The 26851-nt window shown below is 38.8% G+C and carries 19 protein-coding genes; 18 read left to right on the top strand and 1 reads right to left on the bottom strand.

Annotation, left to right across the window (positions count from 1 at the left end; translation table 11 throughout):
* Positions 1 to 189: 189 nt before the first annotated feature.
* From rimP to infB, 3 genes are read left to right on the top strand one after another with little or no spacing between them, the layout of a single operon-like run.
* Positions 190 to 654, top strand: a complete 465-nt coding sequence (gene rimP / locus SJY37_RS02970; RefSeq protein ID WP_298329396.1) for a ribosome assembly cofactor RimP — start codon at positions 190 to 192, stop codon at positions 652 to 654.
* A gap of 11 nt (positions 655 to 665) precedes the next feature.
* Positions 666 to 1898: a transcription termination factor NusA gene (nusA, locus tag SJY37_RS02965; RefSeq protein WP_298329393.1), complete on the top strand. Its 1233-nt coding sequence runs from the start codon at positions 666 to 668 to the stop codon at positions 1896 to 1898.
* Between the two features lie 52 nt (positions 1899 to 1950).
* Positions 1951 to 4770 (top strand): translation initiation factor IF-2, encoded by a 2820-nt coding sequence (gene infB / locus SJY37_RS02960; RefSeq protein ID WP_298329388.1) that lies wholly within the window; start codon positions 1951 to 1953, stop codon positions 4768 to 4770.
* Between the two features lie 326 nt (positions 4771 to 5096).
* Here the strand turns inward: infB and SJY37_RS02955 are convergent, their stop codons facing one another.
* On the bottom strand, positions 5097 to 5492 hold the full coding sequence (locus SJY37_RS02955; protein WP_035335615.1) for an SPOR domain-containing protein: 396 nt from the start codon (positions 5490 to 5492) through the stop codon (positions 5097 to 5099).
* Positions 5493 to 5713: 221 nt separating this feature from the next.
* On the opposite strand from SJY37_RS02955, the gene SJY37_RS02950 reads away from it, so the two are divergent.
* From SJY37_RS02950 to ruvA, 15 genes are all read left to right on the top strand, one after another.
* A complete protein-coding gene (locus tag SJY37_RS02950) occupies positions 5714 to 7012 on the top strand; it encodes a c-type cytochrome (protein WP_339846823.1) in 1299 nt (432 codons plus the stop codon).
* Between the two features lie 89 nt (positions 7013 to 7101).
* Complete coding sequence (locus SJY37_RS02945; RefSeq protein WP_298329380.1) at positions 7102 to 10173, top strand: TAT-variant-translocated molybdopterin oxidoreductase; 3072 nt, start codon at positions 7102 to 7104, stop codon at positions 10171 to 10173.
* A gap of 31 nt (positions 10174 to 10204) precedes the next feature.
* Complete coding sequence (nrfD, locus tag SJY37_RS02940; protein ID WP_298329785.1) at positions 10205 to 11968, top strand: NrfD/PsrC family molybdoenzyme membrane anchor subunit; 1764 nt, start codon at positions 10205 to 10207, stop codon at positions 11966 to 11968.
* A gap of 6 nt (positions 11969 to 11974) precedes the next feature.
* Positions 11975 to 12505, top strand: a complete 531-nt coding sequence (locus SJY37_RS02935) for a DUF3341 domain-containing protein (RefSeq protein ID WP_298329377.1) — start codon at positions 11975 to 11977, stop codon at positions 12503 to 12505.
* Between the two features lie 9 nt (positions 12506 to 12514).
* Positions 12515 to 13210: a cytochrome c gene (locus tag SJY37_RS02930; protein WP_298329375.1), complete on the top strand. Its 696-nt coding sequence runs from the start codon at positions 12515 to 12517 to the stop codon at positions 13208 to 13210.
* Between the two features lie 32 nt (positions 13211 to 13242).
* A complete protein-coding gene (locus SJY37_RS02925; RefSeq protein WP_298329372.1) occupies positions 13243 to 14634 on the top strand; it encodes a quinol:cytochrome C oxidoreductase in 1392 nt (463 codons plus the stop codon).
* 28 nt (positions 14635 to 14662) lie between these two features.
* Positions 14663 to 15745, top strand: a complete 1083-nt coding sequence (locus tag SJY37_RS02920; protein ID WP_298329369.1) for a cytochrome c oxidase subunit II — start codon at positions 14663 to 14665, stop codon at positions 15743 to 15745.
* A gap of 37 nt (positions 15746 to 15782) precedes the next feature.
* Entirely contained in the window at positions 15783 to 17606 is a 1824-nt protein-coding gene (locus SJY37_RS02915) for a cbb3-type cytochrome c oxidase subunit I (RefSeq protein ID WP_298329365.1), read from the top strand.
* 165 nt (positions 17607 to 17771) lie between these two features.
* Entirely contained in the window at positions 17772 to 18794 is a 1023-nt protein-coding gene (gene ruvB / locus SJY37_RS02910; RefSeq protein WP_298329362.1) for a Holliday junction branch migration DNA helicase RuvB, read from the top strand.
* A gap of 113 nt (positions 18795 to 18907) precedes the next feature.
* Positions 18908 to 20233, top strand: a complete 1326-nt coding sequence (locus SJY37_RS02905; RefSeq protein WP_298329360.1) for a cytochrome P450 — start codon at positions 18908 to 18910, stop codon at positions 20231 to 20233.
* 2 nt (positions 20234 to 20235) lie between these two features.
* Entirely contained in the window at positions 20236 to 21165 is a 930-nt protein-coding gene (gene queG / locus SJY37_RS02900) for a tRNA epoxyqueuosine(34) reductase QueG (RefSeq protein WP_379952811.1), read from the top strand.
* A 121-nt stretch (positions 21166 to 21286) separates the two neighbouring features.
* Entirely contained in the window at positions 21287 to 22624 is a 1338-nt protein-coding gene (locus SJY37_RS02895; RefSeq protein ID WP_379952809.1) for an MFS transporter, read from the top strand.
* A 62-nt stretch (positions 22625 to 22686) separates the two neighbouring features.
* Positions 22687 to 23640 (top strand): carbohydrate kinase family protein, encoded by a 954-nt coding sequence (locus SJY37_RS02890; RefSeq protein ID WP_298329353.1) that lies wholly within the window; start codon positions 22687 to 22689, stop codon positions 23638 to 23640.
* An 87-nt stretch (positions 23641 to 23727) separates the two neighbouring features.
* Positions 23728 to 26031, top strand: a complete 2304-nt coding sequence (locus SJY37_RS02885) for an NADP-dependent malic enzyme (protein ID WP_298329350.1) — start codon at positions 23728 to 23730, stop codon at positions 26029 to 26031.
* 231 nt (positions 26032 to 26262) lie between these two features.
* The gene (gene ruvA / locus SJY37_RS02880; protein ID WP_379952808.1) at positions 26263 to 26844 is read left to right on the top strand and encodes a Holliday junction branch migration protein RuvA; all 582 of its coding nucleotides are present in this window, start codon (positions 26263 to 26265) and stop codon (positions 26842 to 26844) included.
* Positions 26845 to 26851 lie beyond the last annotated feature (7 nt).

Below are 26851 nucleotides of genomic sequence, written 5' to 3'. Positions count from 1 at the left end.
CTATCAAGATAGACGCCCTGTCGTCTCGTAGAACAGATGTAAATACTCATTAAGAAAGGCATCTTAAATTTACAAAATAATACGCAGGGTTTTAGGCTTTTAAAAACGGATAATTTGTAGTATATTTGCACCGTTGAAAGACGAAGTGAATACAGAGGGGACAGCGGTCCCCTCTTTTTATAGGCTTATATGTTGAAGGAAAAAGTAACCAATTTACTACAAGAAGCACTGGATGAAAATCCAAGTTTATTTTTGATTAGTCTTGATATTCAAGGGAATAACGAGGTTAGAATCATTATAGATGGTGATAGTGGTGTGACAGTTGAGGATTGTATGGCGGTGAGTCGTAAGGTAGAACATAACTTAGATCGTGAGGAAGAAGACTTCTCTCTAGAAGTGATGTCTGCTGGCGCAACAAGCCCTTTGGAAATCCCTAGGCAGTACAAAAAGAATATAGGTAGACACCTAGAAGTGAAGACGCAGGATGGTGAGAAAATCGAAGGATTGATGACCGAGGCGACAGATGCAGAGATTACGCTTACTTGGAAAACAAGAGAGCCTAAGCCTGTAGGTAAAGGAAAAGTAACTGTCGAAAAGATAGAAACGTTCCCTTACAGTGAGATAGTTCAAGCAAAAGTGATGATTAAATTTTAACAAATGTTGATATGGAGAATTTAGCGTTAATCGATTCTTTTTCAGAATTCAAGGACGATAAATTAATAGATCGTGTAACCTTAATGGCCATCTTAGAAGAGGTGTTCAGAAGTACGTTAAAGCGACGTTTTGGTAGTGATGATAACTTTGATATTATTATAAATCCTGATAAAGGAGATCTTGAGATCTGGCGTAACCGTGTGGTTGTGGCAGATGGCGAGGTTGAAGATGATAACGAAGAGATCTCATTAACTAATGCTCGCAAGATTGAAGAAGATTTTGAAGTAGGAGAAGATGTGTCTGAGGAGGTGAAGCTTTTTGACTTAGGTCGACGTTCTATTTTGGCATTGCGTCAAAATTTAATTAGCAAGATTCACGAGCATGATAACACTAATATCTACAAGCAGTTTAAAGAGCTTGAAGGTCAGTTGTATACTGCAGAGGTGCACCATATTAGACATAGAGCTATAATCTTACTTGATGATGATGGAAACGAGATTATCTTACCAAAAGATCGTCAGATACCTTCAGATTTCTTCCGTAAAGGAGAAAATGTACGTGGAGTAATTGAGAGTGTAGAGTTAAAAGGTAATAAGCCTTCAATCGTTATGTCTCGTACTTCTCCATTGTTCTTAGAGAAGTTATTTGAATCTGAAATACCAGAGGTTTTTGATGGTTTAATTACTGTTAAGAAAGTTGTGCGTATTCCAGGTGAGAAGGCAAAAGTAGCAGTAGACTCTTATGATGATCGTATTGATCCTGTAGGAGCTTGTGTTGGAATGAAGGGTTCTCGTATTCACGGTATTGTACGTGAGTTAGGAAATGAGAATATTGATGTGATAAATTACACAACAAACCTTAACTTGTACATTACTAGAGCTTTGAGTCCTGCGCGTATTACAAGTATTAAGATTAATGAGGAAAATAAAACCGCACAAGCAGTTCTTAAGCCTGAAGAGGTGAGTAAGGCTATAGGTCGCGGTGGTCATAACATTCGTTTGGCTGGACAGCTTACTGGATATGAGATTGACGTTTACAGAGAAGGTGTAGAGGAAGACGTTGAGCTTACAGAGTTTTCAGATGAGATAGAAGCGTGGGTAATTGAAGCTTTCGCGAAAATTGGTCTTGATACCGCAAGAAGCGTATTAGAGCAAGATGCAGAAGATCTAGTACGTCGTACAGATTTAGAAGAAGAAACAGTTCTTGATGTGATGAGAATCCTCAAGGCAGAATTTGAAGAATAGAGTACCCTACAAGCGGAAGTAAGTAGGTTAAGAATAAAATTTAGAGCAGTTTATGGCAGCAGCAACAATGCGATTAAACAAGGTATTACGAGAAATGAACATTTCTCTTGATCGTGCCGTTGAGTTCCTAGGAACCAAAGGTATCGAGATAGAGGCGCGTCCGACTACGAAAATCACTACGGAGGTTTACGAGGTGCTTTCGGGGGAATTTCAAACGGATGCCAATAAGAAAGTAGCTTCTAAGGAAGTTGCCGAAGCAAAAGAGAAAGAGAAGGAGGCACTGCGCGCCGCTCGAGAAGTTGAGATCGAAGCAAAAGCTGAGGCAAAAGCCGAAGCGCCTAAAAAGCAAGAGGTTGTTAAGGCTAAAGCACAGCTTAGCGGACCAAAGCAAGTGGGTAAAATCGATCTTAGTAAACCAGCAGGAAATATAGCAGACCGTAAGGAAGCTAAAAAAGAAGCTGTAGAAGATGTGAAGCCAGTGGAAGAGGTTAAGCCTGTAAAAGAGGTGAAGACTGAAGAAGCGGCTACTCCAAAGGTGGAAGTGAAAGAAACTCCAGCTCCTGTGGTCGAAGCAAAGAAAGAAGAGGTTAAATCTGAAATCAAAGCTAAAGCGCCAGAGAAAAAGGAAGCTCCAGTAGCTAAAAAGGAAGAGGCAAAACCTGCGGATTCTAAAGCTAAGAAAGAGGAAAAAGAAGTGCGTTTAGGGGACGAAGTTCTCAAGACGGATTATAAAAAACTTAACGGTCCTAACTTTACAGGACAGAAGATTGATCTTTCTAAGTTTAAAAAACCTGAGAAAAAATCATCTGCTTCAGACGATAAGAAAAAACGTCGTCGCCGTATTACAAAGCCAGGAACTACTACAGGTGGTTCAAAACCTGGAGGAAATAATACGCGTGGGAGTAATAATTCTCGAGGCGGAAATAACGCTGGTAAAGGTAGAGGTCGTGTTGTTAAAGCAGAGCCTACTGAAGAAGAAGTACAAAAACAAATCCGTGAGACTCTTGAAAAACTTCAAGGAAAGTCAAGCAAAGGAAAAGGAGCAAAATATCGTCGTGATAAGCGTGATCAACACCGTCAAAAGACAGAGGATGATCAGGCACAGCAGGATATAGAAAGTAAAATCCTTAAAGTAACAGAGTTTGTTACGGTAAGTGAAGTTGCTACTATGATGGATGTAGGTGTTACTCAAATTATATCAGCGTGTATGTCACTTGGTATGATGGTGACAATGAACCAGCGTCTTGATGCAGAAACGATTTCTATTGTTGCAGATGAGTTTGGATATACAGTAGAATTTGTAAATGCAGACATTGAGGATTCTATCGAAGAGGTAGTTGACTTGCCAGAAGATCTTGTTGAAAGAGCTCCTATTGTAACTGTAATGGGTCACGTAGATCATGGTAAAACATCTTTACTTGATTACATACGTGAAGAAAACGTTATTGCAGGTGAGAGTGGAGGAATCACACAGCACATTGGTGCTTATGGTGTGCAACTTGAAAATGGTAAGAAAGTAGCATTCTTAGATACTCCAGGTCACGAAGCCTTTACGGCAATGCGTGCACGTGGTGCTCAGGTTACTGATATCGCAGTAATCGTAGTTGCAGCAGATGATAGTATAATGCCACAAACTAAAGAGGCAATCTCTCACGCACAAGCAGCGGGAGTGCCTATCGTTTTTGCAATTAACAAGATAGATTTGCCAGCAGCAAATCCAGAGAAAATAAAAGAAGGACTTGCTCAAATGAATCTTCTAGTAGAGGATTGGGGAGGTAAAATACAATCACAAGAAATTTCTGCAAAGAAAGGAACTGGTGTTAAGGAATTACTTGAAAAAGTATTACTTGAAGCAGAACTACTTGAGCTTAAGGCAAACCCTAATAGAAATGCAAATGGAACTGTAGTTGAAGCTTTCCTTGATAAAGGACGTGGATATGTATCTACTATTCTTGTGCAGGCAGGTACGCTTTCAGTGGGTGATTATGTATTAGCTGGTACAACATCTGGAAAGGTGAAGGCAATGCATGATGAGCGCGGTAAGAAAATTAAAAAAGCGGGTCCATCTACTCCAGTTTCAGTTTTAGGACTTGATGGAGCTCCTCAGGCTGGTGATAAGTTTGTTGTGATGTCAGATGAGCGTGAAGCAAAAGATATTGCAACGAAGCGTACGCAACTACAGCGTGAGCAAAACGTGCGTACACAACGTCATATTACACTTGATGAAATAGGCCGTCGTATCGCATTAGGAGACTTTAAGGAGCTTAATATTATTCTTAAAGGAGATGTGGATGGATCTGTAGAAGCACTTACAGATAGTTTCCAGAAGCTATCTACTGAGGAAATTGCAGTAAACATTATACACAAAGGTGTTGGTGCCATTACAGAGAGTGATGTGTTGTTAGCTTCTGCTTCAGACGCGATAATTATTGGATTTAACGTTCGACCAGCAGGTAATGCGAGACAGGTTGCAGATAAAGAAGAAATCGATATCCGTACATACTCAATTATCTATGACGCGATAAACGATCTTAAAGATGCAATGGAAGGTATGCTTTCTCCAGAGATGAGAGAAGAGATAACTGGTACTGCAGAGATCCGTGAGACATTCAAGATATCTAAAGTGGGTACAATCGCAGGTTGTATGGTTATGAACGGTAAGATCTTTAGAAATTCAAACATTCGTCTTATCCGTGATAGTGTAGTGGTGTATACTGGCACTCTTGCGGCCTTAAAACGATTTAAGGATGACGTTAAGGAAGTATCAAAAGGATATGACTGTGGTATGCAGATTAAGAATTACAACGATATTAAAATTGACGATGTAATCGAAGCATTCCAAGAAGTAGCTGTAAAGAAGAAGCTTAAATAGAATTACAGAATACTTAATTATATAAATCGCTTAGGAGTAATCTTAAGCGATTTTTTTATGCGCTTTCGCGAAAGTGTTACGGGCTAATTATACTGTTGCTTGTGCTGTCTGTCGATATCTCAATTAAGAGTAGTTTTTTGATTGCAATAGTAGGTTTGGTAAGGCTTAGGATGAGCTGTTAGAGAAGTTGTGGTTGATGCGATTTGGCCTTTATGAGCATCTTCTAATGCGTTTTACTGGAGGGAACTATGTTTTCTGAACTAAGCATAAAAAAACCCTTAAAAACAGTTAAGTTGATAAGGGTGTGTAATTGGTGTCGTGATTGATTAGTCGCGACCATCTGGTTTGAAGATGAAAGCGCTTGGAAAGTCTTTCTTGATTTCCATAAGAGCTCTGTCTGCCTCGCGTCTGTTTCTAAAACTTCCTATCCATACTTTATAGTTAGGGGTTTCGTGTTTTATAGACGAAGACCATGTCCCTACACGATTTCTGTATTTTTTTAATGTTGAGCTTGCGGTATTTAAGCTTCCAGAATAGAGTTGTATTTTATATCTATCTGTTAACTTACCTTCCTTCTCAAGGTTACTTTTCAAATCAAGAAGTTCAGTGATTCTTTCATCTTGATTTATAGTGGATTGTGCGGTTTGTGCTTTCGCGAAAGCGAAAGAAAACACAGCGGCGGCTAGTGCTAATTGTATGTTTTTAAACGTAATGCCGTTCATAATTGTTTTATTTTTTGTAAAGGTAAAAGATTAAAACTTAAACAAATTAAAATTATTATTTAGAACTGTTATAAATTAATAAGAACCCTTGTAAGGTGTCTTTGAGAATGCAGTTTGTGTAGTATTTTTGCTAACCATTTTGCGTGCGAGATTAACAGGCTCTTAACAATCTTATTTGTCTAAAAATCGTGCCATCTTTTTGAAGCTAATTCAATATTAATATGATACAGGTTAAACGCCAAAATTCATTCTCAAGAGTCCTTACCCTAGCCGTGGTGGTGATTCTTACACTTTCTAGTTCTCTTTTTGCGCAAGACGCGCCTGTTGCTGATGCTAAGGCTGGTGAAGCTTTATTCAAGGCAAATTGTGCTGCTTGTCATAAACTGTATAAGCCTATGACGGGTCCATTACTTCATCAGGTTTCTGAGAAGTATGACCGTGAGTGGTTGTATAAGTGGATTAAGAATAGTCAAGGGCTTATCAAGTCTGGAGATGCACTTGCGGTAAAAGTGTATGAGGAAAACGGTAATAAAGTGATGAACTCTTTTCCTGCATTGTCTAATGCGGATATAGATAACATCCTCGCTTACACGGATACGCCAAAACAAGAAGCGTCAGTTGGAGTTGCTCCAGTAGGGGGTGCAGATGGAAATCAAGGTGGTGGAGTTTCAAATAACTTGATTCTTGCAATTCTTGGATTTGTTCTGTTGCTTCTTATTGCTGTATTATTTTTAGTAAACAACACGCTTAATAAGTTTGCGTCGGCTCAAGGAATCGAATTGAAAGCAGAAGAGAAGCGTAAGCCTATCTGGAAAGCATTTGTTGAAAATCAATTCTTAGTACTTGTTTCTGTAATCTTCCTTTTATTGGGTAGTGCGTATTTTGCATATGGATGGATGTCTCAAATAGGGGTTGATCAGGGTTATATGCCAGTGCAGCCTATTCATTATTCACACAGAATTCACGCTGGTGAAAATGCTATTGAGTGTAAGTATTGTCACTCATCTGCACGTGTGTCTAAGCACTCGGGGATACCTTCTTTAAATGTTTGTATGAACTGTCACAAGTCTATCGCAGAAGTTGCTGGACCTGAGTCTGAGTTTACATCTGTTACTGAGGATTACTCAAAAGAATTTTACGATAAAGAAATCCAAAAGCTTTATAAAGCTGTTGGTTGGGATGAGTCAACACAATCTTACACTGGGGAAACTCAGGCGGTAGAGTGGGTTCGTATTCATAATCTTCCAGATTTTGCATACTTTAATCACTCTCAGCATGTGAGTGTAGCAGGTATTGAGTGTCAGAAATGTCACGGTCCTGTAGAAGAGATGGAAGTTATGTATCAACATGCTCCTCTTACAATGGGATGGTGTATTAACTGTCACCGTGAGACTAACGTGAAGATTGAGGGTAATGAGTATTACACGGAGATTCACGAGCAGCTTGCAAAGAAGTATGGTGTTGAGAAAGTGACTGCTGCTCAAATGGGTGGTCTAGAATGTGGTAAGTGTCACTACTAGAATAGTATCTAGCATGCCTTAATAGGGTGTGTATGTTAACCAAAACGAATTATCGATCTAAAGAAGATCACAATTAATAAATTAAGTATATGTCATCAAACAAGAAATACTGGAAAAGTGTCGATGAGCTCCAAGGAGACTCGTCTATCGAGGCGCTAAGACAGAATGAGTTTGTACAAGAAATTCCGACAGATGAATTTTTAGGTGATAAGGAAACGCTTGAGGCTTCAGAAACAACACGTCGTGATTTCTTGAAGTATGTAGGTTTCTCTACTGCCGCAGCTTCCCTCGCAGCTTGTGAAGGTCCTGTTATTAAATCTGTTCCTTACGTAGTGCAGCCGGAGCAAATAGTTCCTGGTGTAGCAGACTATTATGCAACAACAATTGCAGATGGTTTTGACTTTGCAAGTGTTCTTGTAAAGACACGCGAAGGTCGCCCTATCAAGATTGAGAATAACGATCTTGCTAAAGGTGGTTTCGGAGCAAATGCTCGTGTTCATGCATCTGTATTAGGAATGTATGATACTAATCGTGCGCAATTCCCTACTGCAGCTGGTGAAGAGGTTTCTTGGTCAGATATAGATAAGAGTGTTGTAGGTGCGCTTGAAGGAGGGAAGAAAGCAGTGTTGCTTACGCAAACATTTGCAAGTCCTTCTACAGATAAACTTATAGAAGAATTTAAAGCTAAGTTTCCTAATGTATCGCACGTAGCGTACGATGCTGCTGGAGAGCAATTTGCTTTGGATGCTTTTGAAATGAAATACGGTTTCCGTGCATTACCGGATTATGACTTTGCTAAAGCAGATGTTATAGTTGCTGTAGGTGCAGACTTTGTAGGAGATTGGAATGGTGGTGGATATGATTCTGCTTACGGTAAGAAGCGTGTTCCTAAAAATGGAAAGATGTCTAAGCATTTCCAGTTTGAGGCAAACATGTCTCTTTCTGGTGCAAATGCAGATGTTCGTGTGCCATCTACACCATCGCAACAAAAATTAATAGTACAAGCTCTTGCTGGTGGTTCTGTATCTGGTTTACCAGAGGGAATAAAGGCAAAAGTCGCTCAAGCTCGTAAGGCATTACTTGCTGCTGGAGATAACGGACTTCTTATAACGGGAGTGCAAGATGTGGCAACTCAAAAAATAACGCTTGATTTTAATGCTGGCAAGTCTGTAATGGACACTGCTAAGCCTAAGATGACTCGCTCTGGAGATGCACGCAAGATGACGCAGCTTGTAAAAGATATGAATGCTGGGCAAGTAGGAACTCTTATTATGGCGGGTGTAAACCCTGTATATAGTTTACCTAATGCTACAGAGTTTACAGAAGGTCTTAAGAAGGTAGAAGTTTCTGTCGCTTGTTCTATAAGAGCAGATGAGACTGCAGCTTTATCTACTCATATAGCTCCTGTACCACATTACCTAGAATCTTGGGGAGATGTGCAGATCAAAATGGGAGAGGTAAGCCTTCAGCAGCCTACAATAAAAGAAATTTTCAACACACGTCAATTTCAACAGAGTTTGTTGACTTGGATGGGTGAGGATAAAACATATTACGAGTATCTTAAGGATACAATGACTTCGGCTGGACTTCCTTTTAATAAGTCTGTTCAAGCTGGTGTTGTTGAAACTAACGCTTTCGCGAAAGCGGTGACACCTTCAAATACATCAATCACTTCAGATGCTGGATTATCGAGCACTTTACAAGAAGGAACTGGTGATTTTGAATTGACGTTATACACAATGACATCAATGGGTGACGGTACACAGGCAAACAACCCTTGGTTGCAAGAGATGCCAGATCCGTTAACACGTTGTACTTGGGATAACTACTTGACAATGTCTGAGGCAGATGCCAAAGAGAAAGGATTGTGGTTTGATAGAAGTACATTCTTCACAGAAGCACGTCACAATGCAAACGGTGGTCTTAACGGTCATTATGCAAATGTCACTGTAAATGGTGTTACCTTAGAGAATGTTCCTGTAATGATTCAGCCTGGTCAGGCTAAAGGTTCTGTAGGACTTGCGGTAGGTTATGGTCGTAAAAACGGAATTCAAGAGGAGATGCAAACGGGTGTAAATGCATTTCCGTTAATGCAGAACTTCCAGACAACTCAAAAAGTATCTATTGAAAAAGTAGGTGGTGTTCATGAATTTGCATCTGTGCAACTTCATAATACATTGATGGGTCGTGGGGATATCGTAAAAGAAACTACACTTGAGATCTTTAATACAAAAGATAAGCACTCTTGGAATGTAATGCCAGAAGTGAGTAAAGGTCATATAGAATATGAAGTAACTTCACCAGAAGTTGATCTTTGGGATGAATTTGATCGTTCTGTTGGACATCACTTTAATCTTGCTATAGATTTAAATGCATGTACCGGTTGTGGTGCCTGTGTGATTGCTTGTCACGCTGAGAACAATGTTCCTGTAGTAGGTAAGTCAGAAATACGTCGTAGTCGCGATATGCACTGGTTACGTATTGATAGATATTACTCTTCTGAGGAGACGTTTGAGCTTGATGATACTAAGAAAAACGATTTTAGTGGTTTAGGTGGAGATAAAGGTTCTCTTGGAGGATTTGGTGAGCTAGAAGATCCAGCGGCAAACCCGCAGGTTGCTTTCCAGCCTATCATGTGCCAGCACTGTAACCACGCACCATGTGAAACAGTTTGTCCGGTTGCAGCATCTGCACACGGTAAGCAAGGTCAAAACCACATGACGTACAACCGTTGTGTAGGTACTAGATATTGTGCAAATAACTGTCCATATAAAGTGCGTCGTTTTAACTGGTTCCTATATAACGGGAATGATGAGTTTGATTACCACATGAATAACGACCTTGGTCGTATGGTAATTAACCCAGACGTAACAGTTCGTTCACGAGGAGTTATGGAGAAATGTTCTATGTGTATTCAAATGACACAGAAGACTATTCTTGATGCAAAGCGTGATGGACGTAAAGTAAAAGACGGAGAGTTTGCTACAGCTTGCTCTAACGCTTGTACAAGTGGAGCTCTTGCCTTTGGAGATATAAACGATAAGGAGAGTGAAATTGAAACGCTTAGAACAGATGATCGTATGTATCACTTGCTTGAGCATGTAGGAACAAAACCTAATGTATTCTACCAGACAATGGTACGTAATACAGAAGAAGCATAAAAACAACTAATCTAAAGACTAATTATATAGGATTATGGCGCATTACGAAGCACCTATACGAAGACCACTAGTTACCGGAGATAAAACTTATCACGATGTAACTTTAGATATAGTCGCTCCTGTTGAAGGACGAGCTAATAAATCATGGTGGATCGTATTCTCTATCGCACTTGTTGCTTTCTTATGGGGAATAGGCTGTATTATCTATACTGTAACAAACGGTATTGGTAGTTGGGGTCTAAACAAAACCGTAGGATGGGCTTGGGATATTACCAACTTTGTATGGTGGGTAGGAATCGGGCACGCAGGAACATTGATATCTGCGGTACTATTATTATTCCGTCAGAAGTGGCGTATGGCAATTAACCGTTCGGCAGAGGCGATGACTATCTTCTCTGTAGTACAAGCTGGTTTGTTTCCTATTATTCACATGGGGCGTCCATGGCTAGCGTATTGGGTGTTACCTATACCTAACCAATTTGGTTCTCTATGGGTAAACTTTAACTCACCGCTACTTTGGGATGTATTTGCAATTTCTACATACCTTTCTGTGTCGCTAGTATTCTGGTGGACTGGATTGCTTCCTGATTTTGCGATGATTCGTGATAGAGCTGTAAAGCCTTTCCAAAAGAAGATTTACAGTCTACTAGCCTTCGGTTGGTCTGGTAGAGCAAAAGATTGGCAGCGTTTTGAAGAAGTATCATTGGTACTTGCAGGTCTTGCAACACCATTAGTACTCTCTGTACACACGATTGTATCTTTTGACTTTGCAACTTCGGTTATACCGGGATGGCACACTACTATTTTCCCTCCTTACTTTGTTGCGGGAGCTGTATTCTCTGGTTTTGCCATGGTAAATACACTTCTTATCATAATGCGTAAGGTTGTGAGTTTAGAAAACTATATAACAGTACAGCACATCGAACTTATGAATATCGTAATTATGATTACAGGTTCTATAGTAGGTGTTGCTTATATAACTGAGTTGTTTATGGCTTGGTACTCTGGTGTAGAGTACGAGCAGTATGCATTCTTAAACAGAGCAACTGGACCTTATGCTTGGGCATATTGGAGTATGATGATATGTAATGTATTCTCTCCTCAATTTATGTGGTTCCCAAAATTGAGAAGATCTATAATGTTCTCTTTCATTATTTCAATTGTAGTAAACATAGGAATGTGGTTTGAGCGTTTTGTGATTATTGTAACTTCACTTCACCGTGATTACTTACCATCATCATGGACGATGTTCTCACCTACATTTGTAGATATAGGTATCTTTATTGGTACAATAGGTTTCTTCTTTGTATTGTTCTTGTTGTATGCTCGTACATTCCCAGTGATTGCACAAGCAGAAGTAAAGACAATCATGAAGTCTTCTGGAGAGCGTTACAAGAAATTACGTGAGTCGGGACAATCATTAGTAGGTACAGGAGCAGATCCTCGTACTTCTGGTGGGCCTGTAAAAATTAATCTTGACGGCGCATACATTGCAAAGCCACAAGAATTATCTAAAGGGGAAACTGTTATTGCTGAAGATAATCATGGTGCTGATTCATTAACTGACCGTCTAGGTTCATTTGATGCTGCAACACAGAAAGCAGACGATCTTAAAGTGATTAACGGTATTGGACCTAAAATGGAGGAGAAGCTTAATGTTCTTGGTATTTATACTTATGAGCAGGTAAGCAGAATGACTTCTAATGAGTACACGTTACTTGATAATCTAACTGGATCATTTCCTGGTCGTGCAGAGCGCGATGACTGGGCTGGTCAAGCTAACAATCTTAAATAATTAAGTATGGCATCTACAGTTATACACGCAATATACACGGATGATGATGTTCTTATGAACGCTGTCAAGGAGGTAAAGAAGAAGCATCTTCATATCAATGATATCTTTACGCCATTCCCTGTGCACGGACTTGATAAGGCTATGGGTCTTGCACCTACTCGTCTTGCTATCACAGCATTCCTTTATGGGTGTGTTGGGATTACAGTAGCGACATTAATGATGAACTTTATAATGATTGAGGATTGGCCACAGAACATTGGTGGTAAACCTTCTTTTAGTTACATTGAGAACATGCCGGCTTTTGTGCCTATCATGTTTGAACTTACTGTATTTTTTGCCGCTCACTTGATGGTAATTACTTTTTACTTAAGAAGTAAATTATGGCCATTTAAGAAAGCTGAAAATCCAGATGTACGTACAACAGATGATCACTTCCTTATGGAGATTGACGCAACTGGTAAGGATGGAGAAGAGCTCGCAAACTTTTTAGTTACAACAGGAGCCGTAGAGATTAATTTAATTGCAAACGAAGCATAAGCCAACGCAATGAAGAATATATTTAAAATAGCTGTTTTGTTAATTGCCTTTGCAAGTGTAATCTCTTGTCAAGATGATAATAAACCTAACTATCAGTATATGCCTAATATGTATGAGTCTGTAGGTTATGAGACTTACGGTAAGTACGAGGTTTTTCCTGATGGTTATGAAGCACTAGAGCCAGCAGAGGGATCTGTAATGAGAGGTTGGATGCCTTACGATTTTGAAAATACTCCAGAAGGTAAAGCTTCCGCGAAAGCGAACTTGAAAAATCCACTTCCTCTTACTGAAGACAATTATGTAAAGGGTAACGAACTTTATAATATTTATTGTTCAATCTGTCACGGTGTTAAAGGTGACGGTAAAGGGAATCTTGCTAAACGCGAAAAGATTCTGGGGGTGCCTGCTTACAATGATGCAGGTAGAGCTGTTACTGAAGGTAGTGTATACCACGTAATGTATTATGGTATCAACTCTATGGGGTCATATGCATCTCAGATGACAGAAGATGAACTCTGGATGGTTGATCATTATGTAATGGGTCTTAAAGATGCGTTAGATGGTAAGCCACAGAAGGAATTTACAGCCTCTGAAATTATCTCTGAGATGACTGAAGGTAAAATTGATACTGATTTAAACGAGGGTGCAGTAGATGCAATTCCTGGTCCAGAATCAGAGCCAATGAATGCTCAAGGTCACGAATAAAACTAATTAACGGAACAACCGATATTTAAGATATGTACACATTATCTAAGAACTTAAAATTATCAGCTATCATTTTTATGGTAGTAGGGGCGTTATTATTTGCAGTAGATGCGATGTATATGCCTTCGTCAATAGCAGATATTGAAGCTATGCACGCTGGTGATGATCACGGAGAGAGTCATGATACAGCAGTATCTGGTGACGGTCATGATACACACGAAGCTATTGCTACTGCAAAAGGTCACGGTGAAGATCATGCAGTTGCTAGTCATCAAGCTGAAGAAGGTCATGCAATGAGCGAAGCTGAACATAATCAACACCTTTTAGACGGTTATAAGAATAAGCCATGGTCTGCAGTATATGTTGCGGCATTCTTTTTCTTTATGATTTCATTAGGGTGTCTAGCGTTTTACGCTGTTCAATATGCAGCACAAGCTGGATGGTCTCCTTTATTGCTTAGAGTGATGGAAGGTATTACTGGGTACTTGTTACCTGGAAGTATTATCATGTTGATTTTGTTAGCTCTTTCTGGTTTTCATTTCAACCATATCTTCCACTGGATGGCAGATGGTATTACAGATCCAACTAGTGAAAACTATGATAAATTAATTGCTGGTAAATCAGATTGGTTAAATGTTCCATGGTTATTGATTAGAGCTGTAATATTTATTGCAGGTTGGAATGCATATAGATTCTTTGCTGTAAAGTTTTCTAAGGAGCAAGATGAAGCAACAGATAACAAATCACATAAGAAGTCATTTAAACTTGCTGCGGCATTCTTAGTATTCTTCTTATATACTGAGTCAATGATGTCATGGGATTGGATTATGTCTATAGACCCACACTGGTTTAGTACGCTATTTGGATGGTATGTACTTGCAGGAATGATGGTTTGTGGTATTACAACTATCGCTCTAATAACTATGATACTTAAAGGTGCTGGTTATTTACAGAGTGTAAATGATAGTCACATTCATGACCTTGCTAAATTTATGTTTGGATTTAGTATTTTCTGGACATACTTATGGTTCTCTCAGTTCATGCTTATTTGGTATTCAAACATTCCAGAAGAAGTAACATACTACATACAGCGTATAGAAGATTATAACTTGCCATTCTTCGGAATGCTTATAATGAACTTCCTTTTTCCACTATTAATTCTTATGAATAGTGACTTCAAACGTGTAAACTGGTTCGTTGTTATGGCTGGTATCGTTATCTTATTAGGTCACTATGTGGATATATATAACATGGTTATGCCTGGTACAGTTGGGCAAGCTTGGTCATTTGGATTTGTAGAGTTAGGATCACTTATGTTCTTCTTTGGATTATTTGTATTGATTGTATTTACGTCGCTTACAAAACGTCCGTTAGAGCCTAAGCGCAATCCGCTTATTGAAGAAAGTAAACACTTTCATTATTAGAATATTGATATAAAGAAGTTAGAAAACAATGACAGGTTTATTAGCACTCATCGTAGTAATTCTATTTGTAGTCACACTTTGGCAAATGTCGAAGATCTTTAAACTATCACAGTTTAATAAGAAGACTAATAGCGAAACAGCTCAAGTAGCTGACGACAAAGACAATCGTATCAATGGTAAATTGATGCTATGGTTTGCAGTTGTATTTTATTTTATAATGGCATACTGTTTTATTAATTACAGTAAATTTTATCTGCCAGAAGCGTCTTCAGAACACGGAGCAGATTATGACAATTTGTTATTTATCTCATTAGCACTCATTATGTTTGTGCAGGTTATAACACAAGCATTGTTGCATTATTTTGCTTATAAGTATAGCGGTAAGAAAGGGCAGAAAGCACTTTTTTATGCAGATAACGATAAATTAGAGTTTATCTGGACGATAATCCCAGTAATCGTTCTTGCAGGTTTAATTATATATGGTCTTTTTACTTGGTCAGATATTATGAACTTTGAGGAGGATGAAGATGCTATCGTAGTTGAGCTTTATGCAAAACGTTTCGGATGGCAAGCTAGATATGCTGGAGAAGATAATACCTTAGGTAATGCAAACGTAAGATTCATTGAAGGAGCAAATACTGTCGGAGTAGATGAGAGTGATGCAGATGCAATGGATGATAAGATCACTACAGAGTTACACCTTCCTGTAGGACGTCAAGTGATTTTTAAGTTACGTTCTCAAGATGTACTTCACTCTGCTTATATGCCACACTTTAGAGCGCAGATGAATGTAGTGCCAGGTATGATTACTCAGTTCTCATTCACACCTTCAAAAACCACTGCTGAAATACGCGATACGGATTACATGAAGGATAAGATGGCGACTATTAAGGATATTAGAAAAGAGAAAAACAAACAGTCTATTGCAGCTGGAGACGGTCCAATAGATGCTTATGACGAATTTGACTATTACTTGCTATGTAATAAGATTTGTGGAGCTTCGCATTATAACATGCAGATGAAGATTGTTGTTGAAACCCAAGAAGAGTATGATGCTTGGATGGCAGAACAAAAGACATTTGGTAGTTCTTTAGCAACGGCTCAAGAGTAAAAAAAAGAAAAAGAAAAATTAACTAAAGAATCAAGGTATGGCAGCACACGCACCAACAGCAGATCATGGTCATGACGATCACGAGCACCACCACGAGCAAACATTTGTAACAAAATATATCTTTAGTACAGATCATAAGATGATCTCAAAGCAGTACTTAATTACTGGTTTGATAATGGGTATTATAGGTATTGGGATGTCATTGATATTCCGTCTTCAACTTGCTTGGCCAGATCACCAGTTCACTATTTACGAAGTACTCTTAGGAGACTGGGGTAAAGATGGTGTTATGGATCCAAATATTTATTTAGCACTTATTACGATACATGGAACCATCATGGTGTTCTTTGTACTTACCGCTGGTTTGAGTGGTACATTTAGTAATTTATTGATTCCACTTCAAATTGGAGCTCGAGATATGGCTTCAGGATTCTTGAACATGGTATCTTACTGGTTATTTTTCCTTTCTTCAGTAATCATGGTTCTTTCTCTTTTTGTAGAGTCTGGTCCAGCTGCAGCGGGATGGACAATTTATCCTCCATTATCAGCATTACCTAATAGCATCCCTGCTTCAGGTATGGGAATGACACTATGGTTAGTTTCAATGGCTATTTTCATTGCTTCTTCACTAATAGGATCATTGAATTACGTTGTAACTGTAATAAACTTACGTACTAAAGGTATGTCTATGACTAGACTTCCTCTTACAATCTGGGCATTCTTTGTAACAGCAATTATTGGTGTTGTTTCATTCCCAGTATTACTTTCTGCGGCATTAATGCTTATCATGGATAGAAGTTTTGGAACATCATTCTTCTTGTCTGACATCTATATCGGTGGAGAAGTATTACATAATTCTGGAGGTTCACCTGTATTATTTGAGCACCTTTTCTGGTTCTTAGGTCACCCAGAAGTATACATTGTATTATTACCAGCATTAGGAATATCATCTGAGATTATATCAACTAACTCACGTAAGCCTATTTTTGGTTACCGTGCGATGATTGCTTCTATTCTTGCGATAGCATTCTTGTCAACTATAGTATGGGGTCACCATATGTTCATCTCGGGAATGAATCCTTTCTTAGGATCGGTATTTACATTTACAACTTTACTTATCGCGATACCGTCCGCAGTAAAAGCTTTTAACTATATAACGACCTTATGGAAAGGTAACCTACAGTTCAACCCTGGAATGTTATTCTCTATAGGTCTTGTATCTACGTTTATATCTGGAGGTCTTACAGGAATTATCCTTGGAGATTCTACATTAGATATTAACGTACACGATACTTACTTCGTAGTTGCTCACTTCCACTTAGTAATGGGTATATCTGCCCTTTATGGACTATTTGCAGGAGTGTACCACTGGTTCCCAAAAATGTTTGAAGGTAAGATGATGAACAAAAACTTAGGTTACGTTCACTTCTGGATCACAGTGATTGGAGCATACGGTATTTTCTTCCCTATGCACTTTATCGGAATGGCGGGTCTTCCAAGACGTTATTATACAAACTCAGCCTTCCCATATTTTGATGATTTACTAGACGTAAATAAGGCTATAAGTATTTTTGCATTCATAACTGCAGGAGCACAATTAGTATTCTTATATAACTTTATCCATTCTATGTTCTATGGAAAAGTAGGAGCGCAAAACCCTTGGAAGTCTAACACGTTAGAATGGACTACGGAACATAAACATATTCACGGTAACTGGGCTGGAGCAATTCCAGAGGTACAACGTTGGCCATATGATTATTCTAAATTGAATAAAGATGGTTCAGATTACGTAATACCTGGTCAAGATTTTATCCCACAGACCATGCCTCTTCAACCTAATGAAGAAGAAATGAATCACTAGATTATAATATTTAGTTTTAAAAACCCACTCCATCGAGTGGGTTTTTTGTTGTGACGCTTTCGCGAAAGCGGACTAATGCAATGTATAATTTTGTGAGTGCTCATTGTTATGTATCCATCATGACCCAACACTATTCCTTATCTTTGATTGAAATCACTGCTACTTATGAATGAACATTTAGACCCCACAAACGATGGTTTTTCTAGAGAAGATGTAGATGTCGAAAAGGCATTGAGACCGTTATCCTTTGATGATTTTGCGGGACAAGATCAGGTGCTAGAAAACTTGAAGATATTTGTTCAAGCAGCAAACCAAAGAGGAGAAGCTTTAGATCATACATTGTTTCATGGTCCTCCAGGTTTAGGTAAAACCACCCTTGCAAATATTCTCGCCAATGAACTTGATGTAAATATCAAGATCACATCAGGTCCAGTACTCGACAAGCCAGGAGATCTTGCGGGATTACTTACTAATCTCGATGAGAGAGATGTCCTCTTTATTGATGAGATACATAGATTGAGTCCAATAGTAGAAGAGTATCTATACTCAGCTATGGAGGATTATCGTATCGATATCATGATTGAAACAGGTCCCAATGCTCGAAGTGTTCAGATAGATCTTGCTCCATTTACACTAGTGGGTGCAACAACGCGTTCAGGACTGCTTACAGCACCTATGCGCGCACGTTTTGGTATCTCAAGCAGATTACAATATTATACTACAGAACTGCTTACTACTATCGTTGAGCGTAGCTCTAGTATATTAGGAGTGCCTATCTCTATGGAAGCTGCTGTGGAGATTGCAGGGAGGAGTAGAGGAACTCCTCGTATCGCAAATGCGTTATTGAGACGTGTGCGTGATTTTGCTCAGATCAAGGGTAACGGGCGTATAGATATTGCTATTGCAAAATATAGTCTTGAGGCATTAAACGTAGATGCACATGGTCTTGATGAGATGGATAATAAAATACTTGCGACTATTATAGATAAGTTCAAGGGTGGACCGGTAGGTATAACAACCCTTGCAACTGCAGTATCTGAGAGTGCAGAAACAATTGAGGAAGTATATGAACCATTCCTAATACAACAAGGTTTTATAATGCGTACACCTAGAGGTAGAGAAGTGACCGAAGAAGCTTATAGGCATTTAGGTCGTGTAAAAGGACCTGTGCAGGGCGGACTCTTTTAATTATAGTGGTAAAGTATGTTTATTGAAAGTGGATGATTCATATTTTTTGAAAGCCTGGATTATCTTAATTTTAATCAAGCCGTATCTTTATAATTGATCCTATAAAACATTATATGCCAGATAAAATTCCAGCAGTATCCGTGTTTAAATTTCTTGCCAATGCGGGAAGTATCCTTAAAAACCCTCTGCCTTTTCATAAAGAAAACTTTGAGTCAAAAGGTGATACTTTCAAACTAAAGCTTGGTTTTGGTAATGATGTAGTCTTTTCAAGAGATACGGAATTTGCCAAATATGCACTTCAAAAAAATCAGCGCAATTATAGTAAATCACCTATCCAAACTAAGGACCTAGCAAAATATGTTGGGGAAGGTCTGCTCACCGCAGAGGGCGACCACTGGAAAAAACAACGTAAACTTATACAGCCAGCTTTTCATAAGAAGCAGCTAGCACAATTACTTGATGCAATGCATGAGGTAATTAAAGAAGAACTAATACGTGTTGAAACGCATAAGCCTTTTGATGTGTTTGAAGTTTTTAATGACCTTGCATTTATGACTGTCGTTAAGGCATTGTTTAAAACTGATGTAGATCGAGACAAAATAAATAGATTACAATACATCACAGAGCAAGCACAAAAGATGCTTGTAAAAGAACTTCGCCAGCCATTTAAGGCATGGTATTTTAAATATGGTGGACCTATAGATAAGCATCTCGCTCTTACAAAAGAGGCGAGGGTGATTCTAAAGGAACTTGTACAAGAGCGCAAGGATAGCGGTGACAAGCCTGGTGATCTACTTGATATGCTGCTAGATTCTCAATATGAGGATGGCGGATTTATGGAGGAAGAGCAGCTCATCGATGAAATTCTCATTTTATTTTCGGCGGGTCATGAGACTACTTCAAACGCACTTACATTTACAGCTGAGCTACTTGCTAGAAATCCTATCTGGCAAGATAAGATTTATGAAGAATACGCTTTCGCGAAAGCGAACTCCACCACTCTCAATGAGTTTTTAAGACAATGTACGGTTACTAAGCAAGTGCTGGAGGAAACCATGCGTATGTATCCACCGGCATATTTTATAGATCGTGTGAATATTGAAGATGATGAGCATAACGGTATGGAGGTTCCTGCGGGTTCTAATTTGCTATTTTCTGTGATAGAAATACATAAACATAAAGACTTCTGGGAGCGAGCAGATCAATTTGATCCTACTAGATTTGATGATAATGCAGGAATGAAGCATCCGGCATATTTCCCTTTTGGCGCAGGACCTAGAATGTGTATCGGTAATAATTTTGCTATGTATGAGATGATACTAGCCGTTACTGAGCTAGTGGCTATGTTCAAGATTGCTCCAAAAAGCACGCCTATTGAAATATTACCGCTTATTACATTGAAGCCTAAAAATGCATTTCTGGAGTTTATACCAAGGTAGTAATGATTGAAAATCGAGCAAAACATACAGCATTCATTAAAGCGGAAGCCACTCGCCTAGGTTTTATGTCTTGTGGTATAAGTAAAGCTGGTTTTCTAGAGGAAGAAGCACCTCGACTTGAGTCATGGCTTAAGCAAAATATGAATGGTGAGATGCAGTATATGGAGAACTACTTCGATATGCGTCTTGATCCTACGAAGCTCGTTGAGGGTTCAAAAAGTGTTATTTCTCTATTGCTTAATTATTATCCTCACGAAATTCAAAATGAGGATTCGTATAAGATATCTAAGTATGCTTATGGCCGCGATTATCACTTTGTGATAAAGGATAAGCTCAAAGAATTTTTACATAACATTCAAGAGGAAATAGGGGATGTGCATGGCCGTGCTTTTGTAGATAGTGCTCCAGTGCTTGATAAGGCATGGGCAAAAAAAAGCGGATTGGGCTGGATAGGAAAGCATAGCAATTTACTCTCAAAGAAAACGGGTTCTTTTTACTTTATTGCAGAGCTAGTGATTGATTTGGATTTGGACTACGACACACCTGTAACAGATCATTGTGGTAGCTGTACTGCCTGTATAGATGCATGCCCCACAGATGCTATTGTTGAGCCTTATAAGGTAGACGGGAGTAAGTGCATAAGTTACTTTACGATAGAGTTAAAGAATCAAATTCCTGACTATGCAAAGCCACATCTAGATGACTGGATGTTTGGTTGTGACGTGTGTCAAGACGTGTGTCCTTGGAATCGTTTTTCAAAAGCGCATAGTGAGCCGCTTTTTGACCCTCATCCAGAATTGCTCTCTAATTCAAAAAAGGACTGGGAAGAAATCACCCAAGAAGTATTTTCAGAAATCTTTAGAAAATCTGCAGTAAAACGGACAAAGTTTTCAGGTTTACAGCGCAATATAAACGCACTTAAAAAGCAGTAGAGGTTATGTGTTACGCTTTCGCGAAAGCGTGATTGTAATAATTTTTAAACCTGGTAAACCGAATTTTAATAATTATTACGGATATTACTGTCGCTACACTGCAATAACTACGCGCTATCTTATGAATAAAATACTAAGCTCCATTAAAAAGCCTAACCTCTCATTCTGGCAAATTTTTAATATGAACGTTGGTTTCTTAGGGATTCAATTCTCTTTCGGACTTCAACAAACAGCTATAAACCCTATATTCTTATATCTAGGAGCTGCCGAAGATTTATTGCCTATTCTCAATATTGCAGGTCCTATTACAGGATTGATTGTACAGCCTATTATAGGAGCGATAAGTGACAAAACATGGTCGCCAAAATTTGGAAGAAGAAAGCCTTTTTTTCTCATAGGTGCTCTCATAGGTAGTATCTGTTTGTTTGCATTTCCTTTTAGTCCTGTGTTATGGGTAGCGGTTGCATTGCTCTGGATACTCGATATAGGGAACAACATGGCTATGGAGCCATATAGAGCTCTAGTAGGAGATAAGTTGCCTCAAAAGCAATTAAGCCTTGGTTATCAAATGCAAAGTCTATTTGTAGGTGCAGGAACGGTGATTGCGATGCTATCAATCATATATTTTCAAGAAATTCTAGGGGTAGCAGAGGAGATTGTAGGGAGTATACCTCAGTGGTTGTATTATTCATTTTTTATAGGTGCGATATTATCTATCACTACCATTTTATGGTCTGTGAGTAAAACCAAAGAAATACCACCTTCTGAAGGTGAGATGGTAGAAATAGAAGCATTTAGAGGATTAACTTTTATACAAAAATTTAAACATCCTTTTGTCGAGATTGCTCAAACTGTAAAGACTATGCCTGCATTTATGTGGAAGGTAGCTGGTGTGTATCTTTTTCAGTGGTACGCATTATTTGTATACTGGCAGTTTAATGTACCTATGTTTAGGGACACACTAAATTTTACTATCGGGGAAGCTGCATCACAATCTGCAAAAATGAGTTTAACATACAACTCTGTGACTATGGTCGTTGCGCTTGTGCTCGTACCGCTCACGTTAAAGTATGGAGGTAAGAAAATTTATGCAGCAAGTTTACTAGGTACAGCACTTGCTATGTTTTTGATCCCATATATAAGCGATGCAAATTTAGTGGTGTTACCTATGATTCTATTCGGAATAGGCTGGGCTGCAATGATGGGAATTCCATACACAATGGTTTCTAAGATTGTGCCGCAAACTAAACGTGGTATTTATATGGGTATTTTAAATATGATGATTGTAATACCTATGGCTATTGAGACTGTGACTTTTGGTCCTATCTATAAATATTTATTAGGTGGTAGTGCTATAAACGCCATATTATTTGCTGGTGTATTTTTCTTAATATCGGCTATTCTAGCACTTAGGTTGACACCTAAGCAAGCGCAAGAAGTATATAATCAACCAGAGTAATTAGTAGTTTGTTATGTAATAATAGATTTGCATCTTAGGGTGCATTAAAATACTAGAAAGGCTTGAATAGAGATATTGATATTATATGTGTAGGCGAAGTTCTGATAGACTTCATAGGTCACCAAAAGGAAGTGAGAATTGATCAAACTAGAGATTATCACAGGTATCTAGGTGGCAGCCCTACAAATGTGGCAATGAACTTAGCGCGTCTAGGGATGAATGTGAAGCTTGCTGCAACTAGAGGTGATGATGGTTTAGGTCTTTATATAGAAGAGAAGCTTGCCGAGAATGGAGTGCAAACAGATCTTGTGAGAACAGATGCTGTAAATCCTACTAGTGTAATTTTTGTATCGAAAACGACGGGAACACCAGATTTTATTCCCTATCGCTACGCAGACACAAAAATCACCGAAGATCAAATTCCAGATGAGCTTATTGAAAAGACCTCCGTTTTTCACACCACAGCTTTTGCATTAAGTAAAAATCCTGCGCGGACTACTATTTTAGCCAAAGCAAAAAAGGCTTTTGAGGCGGGATGCACTTTGAGTATAGATCTTAATTACTCTCCACGCATTTTTCTAAAGCGGGAAAAAGCAATGGAAACCTTTAGAAAATACTGTTCATATAATCCGCTAGTGAAGATAAGCGAGGATGATATGGAGCGCTTGTTTGAAGAACGTAAGTCTCATGATGAGATATTTGATTTCTTTCATAACGATATTGGTGTTGAGCTTGTTTGTCTCACGCTTGGTTCTGATGGGGTTAAGCTTTCGCGAAAGCGTAAAAAAGAATCTCAAGAAATAATTGAACTACCGGCAGCAAGAGTAGAAAATATTCTTGACGCTACAGGTGCAGGAGATGCCTTCTGGAGTGGCTTTTTATTTGCATACATCAAGGAGTATGAAGTTGAGCGATGTCTCAAAATCGCACTATCACTAGCTGCAATAAAACTACAGCACGTAGGGAGACTTCCTCAAAATGTAGATATCTTAACGCAGTTATTAGATTTTAAATAGAACCCTACCTCATAACTATAATGTGTTATAGCTTATGTGGCGTATTAGGAAATCTGTATTTTTGTAAGTCAAATACAAATCAACTTTATGAGTCAAAACAGCAACAAGCGTAGAGAAGCTCTCGTGTATCACGCAAAGCCTAAACCAGGTAAAATTGCCGTAGTTCCTACGAAGAAGTATTCTAGCCAGCGTGATCTCGCGTTAGCATATTCTCCTGGTGTAGCAGAGCCTTGTCTAGAGATTGCAAAAGACGTAAATAACGTTTATAAATATACGGCAAAGGGTAACCTAGTTGCCGTAATCACAAATGGTACCGCAGTTTTAGGACTGGGAGATATAGGGCCAGAAGCCTCTAAGCCTGTAATGGAAGGTAAAGGGCTTTTGTTTAAAATATTTGCTGGTATTGATGTGTTTGACATAGAAGTGGATACTAAGGATGTAGACGCTTTTGTAGAAACTGTAAAAAATATAGCTCCCACTTTTGGAGGTATTAACTTAGAAGATATTAAAGCTCCAGAAGCTTTTGAAATAGAACGCAGACTTAAGGCAGAGTTGGATATCCCAGTGATGCATGATGATCAGCATGGTACAGCAATTATTTCGGCTGCGGCAATGCTTAATGCATTAGAAATTGCAGGTAAACGTATTGAGGATGTAAAGATTGTGGTGAGTGGTGCGGGAAGTGCTGCTATCTCTTGCATGAACTTATATCACTTACTAGGTGCTAAGCTAGAAAATATATCAATGTTTGATATAAACGGTTTGTTACGAGCAGATCGTACAGACCTTTCTCCAGAGCAGGTGAAATTTAAAAGTAACAAGGATTACAAGAATCTTGCAGATGCCATGGTAGATGCAGATGTGTTCTTGGGACTTTCTGTAGGTAATATTGTATCGCCAGATATGATTAGATCTATGGCAAATGATCCTATTGTTTTTGCAATGGCAAACCCAACGCCAGAGATCGATTATAACGTAGCAATTACTTCTAGACCAGATCTTATTATGGCGACGGGACGTTCTGACCATCCTAATCAGGTTAATAATGTGCTTGGTTTTCCTTTCATTTTCCGTGGAGCGCTTGATGTAAGAGCAACGGCAATAAATGAAGAAATGAAAATGGCTGCTGTAAAAGCACTTGCTCAACTAGCAAAAGAGCCAGTTCCAGAGCAGGTGAATATTGCATACGGAGCAACACGATTTACCTTTGGACGAGATTATATCATCCCAAAGCCTTTTGACCCGAGATTGATAACAACGATTCCTCCAGCAGTTGCAAAAGCTGCTATGGATAGCGGAGTTGCACTTGAGCCTATAACAGACTGGGATTCATATAACGATGAGTTATTAGAACGCCTAGGAGAAGATAATAAGATAGTAAGATTACTGCTTGATAGAGCTAGGCTAGATCCTAAGCGTATTATCTTTGCAGAGTCAGACCAGCTGGATGTACTAAAAGCTGCTCAGATTGTACATGAAGAAGGAATTGCAATTCCTGTGCTACTAGGTAATAGAGAGGTGATACTTGAGCTCAAGGAAGAAATAGGTTTTGAGGCAGATGTAGAGATTATAGATCCATTATCTAATGAGGAAAAAGATCAAGTAGATCGCTATGCAAATATTTACTGGAACACACGTAAGCGTAAAGGTATCACGTATCTTGATGCAAGGCGTCAAGTAAAGCGTCGCGATTATTTTGCCTCTATGATGGTAAATGAAGGAGATGCAGATGGTATGTTATCTGGTTATAGTCGTAGTTACCCTACAGTGATAAAGCCTGTGCTTGAAGTTATAGGTACTGCGCCTGGAGTGCAAAAAGTAGCAGCTTGTAACTTGATGGTGACATCAAGAGGACCTTTGTTTCTTGCGGACACTTCAATAAATATCAATCCTACAGCAAAGGAGCTTGCTAAAATTGCTCAAATGACTTCCACTACCGTAAAAATGTTTGGTCTTGAGCCTGTTGTTGCGATGGTGAGTTATTCAAACTTTGGATCTTCTGGACATGAGAAAGCTACAGAGGTGAGTAAGGCGGTATCTTACTTGCACCGCTATTATCCAGATCTTGTGGTAGATGGTGAAGTACAAGCAGATTTTGCTCTTAACAAGGAAATGTTACAAGCAAAATTTCCTTTCTCAAAACTAGCAGGAAGAAAAGTAAATACACTTGTATTTTCAAATATAGATAGTGCAAACATTACCTATAAAGTGATTAAGGAGCTTGAAAAGGCAGATAACATTGGGCCTATTTTATTAGGTATGCGCAAGCCTGTACATGTACTTCAACTAGGAGCAAGTGTAGACGAAATGGTAAGTATGGCTGCAATTACGGTTATTGACGCTCAGAAAAAGCAAAAACAAGAAGTGCGCCGTGCGCAAGAACAGAAGTAATATATAGATTTCGCTTTCGCGAAAATTTGATACAAAGAGGTGTAAAATGTAATGTTTACACCTCTTTTTTTGTGAGTTCTTTTGTTCATGAAATGAGAAAGAGTTAATCGTTAGTTTTTATTGAAGAAGCGTGGTTTTGAGTGGTTTCATTTTCGCGAAAGCGTAACCATTAAAATTGGCAATCTCCTAGACATAATTTTCTTACATTTACGCTCCTTAATTATTTGTTAAATGATCACTCACTTAAGCGGAAGACTTATAGAAAAAAATCCAACTCACGTAGTGCTAGACTGCAACGGAGTAGGATATTTTATTAATATCTCATTGCACACTTTTGGGCAGCTAGGAGATAGCGAGGCTTTAAAGTTACACACCCATCTACAAGTTAAAGAAGATAGCCATACACTTTTTGGTTTTATGGAGGTGATGGAGCGTGAGATGTTTAGATTATTGCTGTCTGTTTCTGGTATAGGGGCAAGTACGGCAAGGACAATGTTGTCCTCCCTAGATCCTAACCAAATAAAACAAGCTATTGCTTCAAATGATGTAGCAACCATACAAAGTATTAAGGGAATAGGAGCAAAAACAGCCCAGCGAGTAATACTCGACCTCAAGGATAAGATCCTGAAGGTGTACGATATGAGTAGTGAAAGTGCTGTGCAAAGCAATACTAGCAAAGAAGAGGCGTTATCTGCTTTAGAGACATTAGGTTTTGCGCGTAAGCAAGCAGAAAAAGTCTGTACGGCTATCGTAAAAGAAAAGCCAGACGCAAGCGTGGAAACGATTATCAAAGAAGCATTAAAAAAACTGTAGGCATATT

Origin of the sequence: Dokdonia sp. R78006, from assembly GCF_042466145.1 — a bacterium.
GTDB lineage: Bacteria > Bacteroidota > Bacteroidia > Flavobacteriales > Flavobacteriaceae > Dokdonia.
The sequence above is the reverse complement of the archived record's forward strand: the minus strand, read 5'-3'. Positions and strand labels throughout refer to the sequence as shown.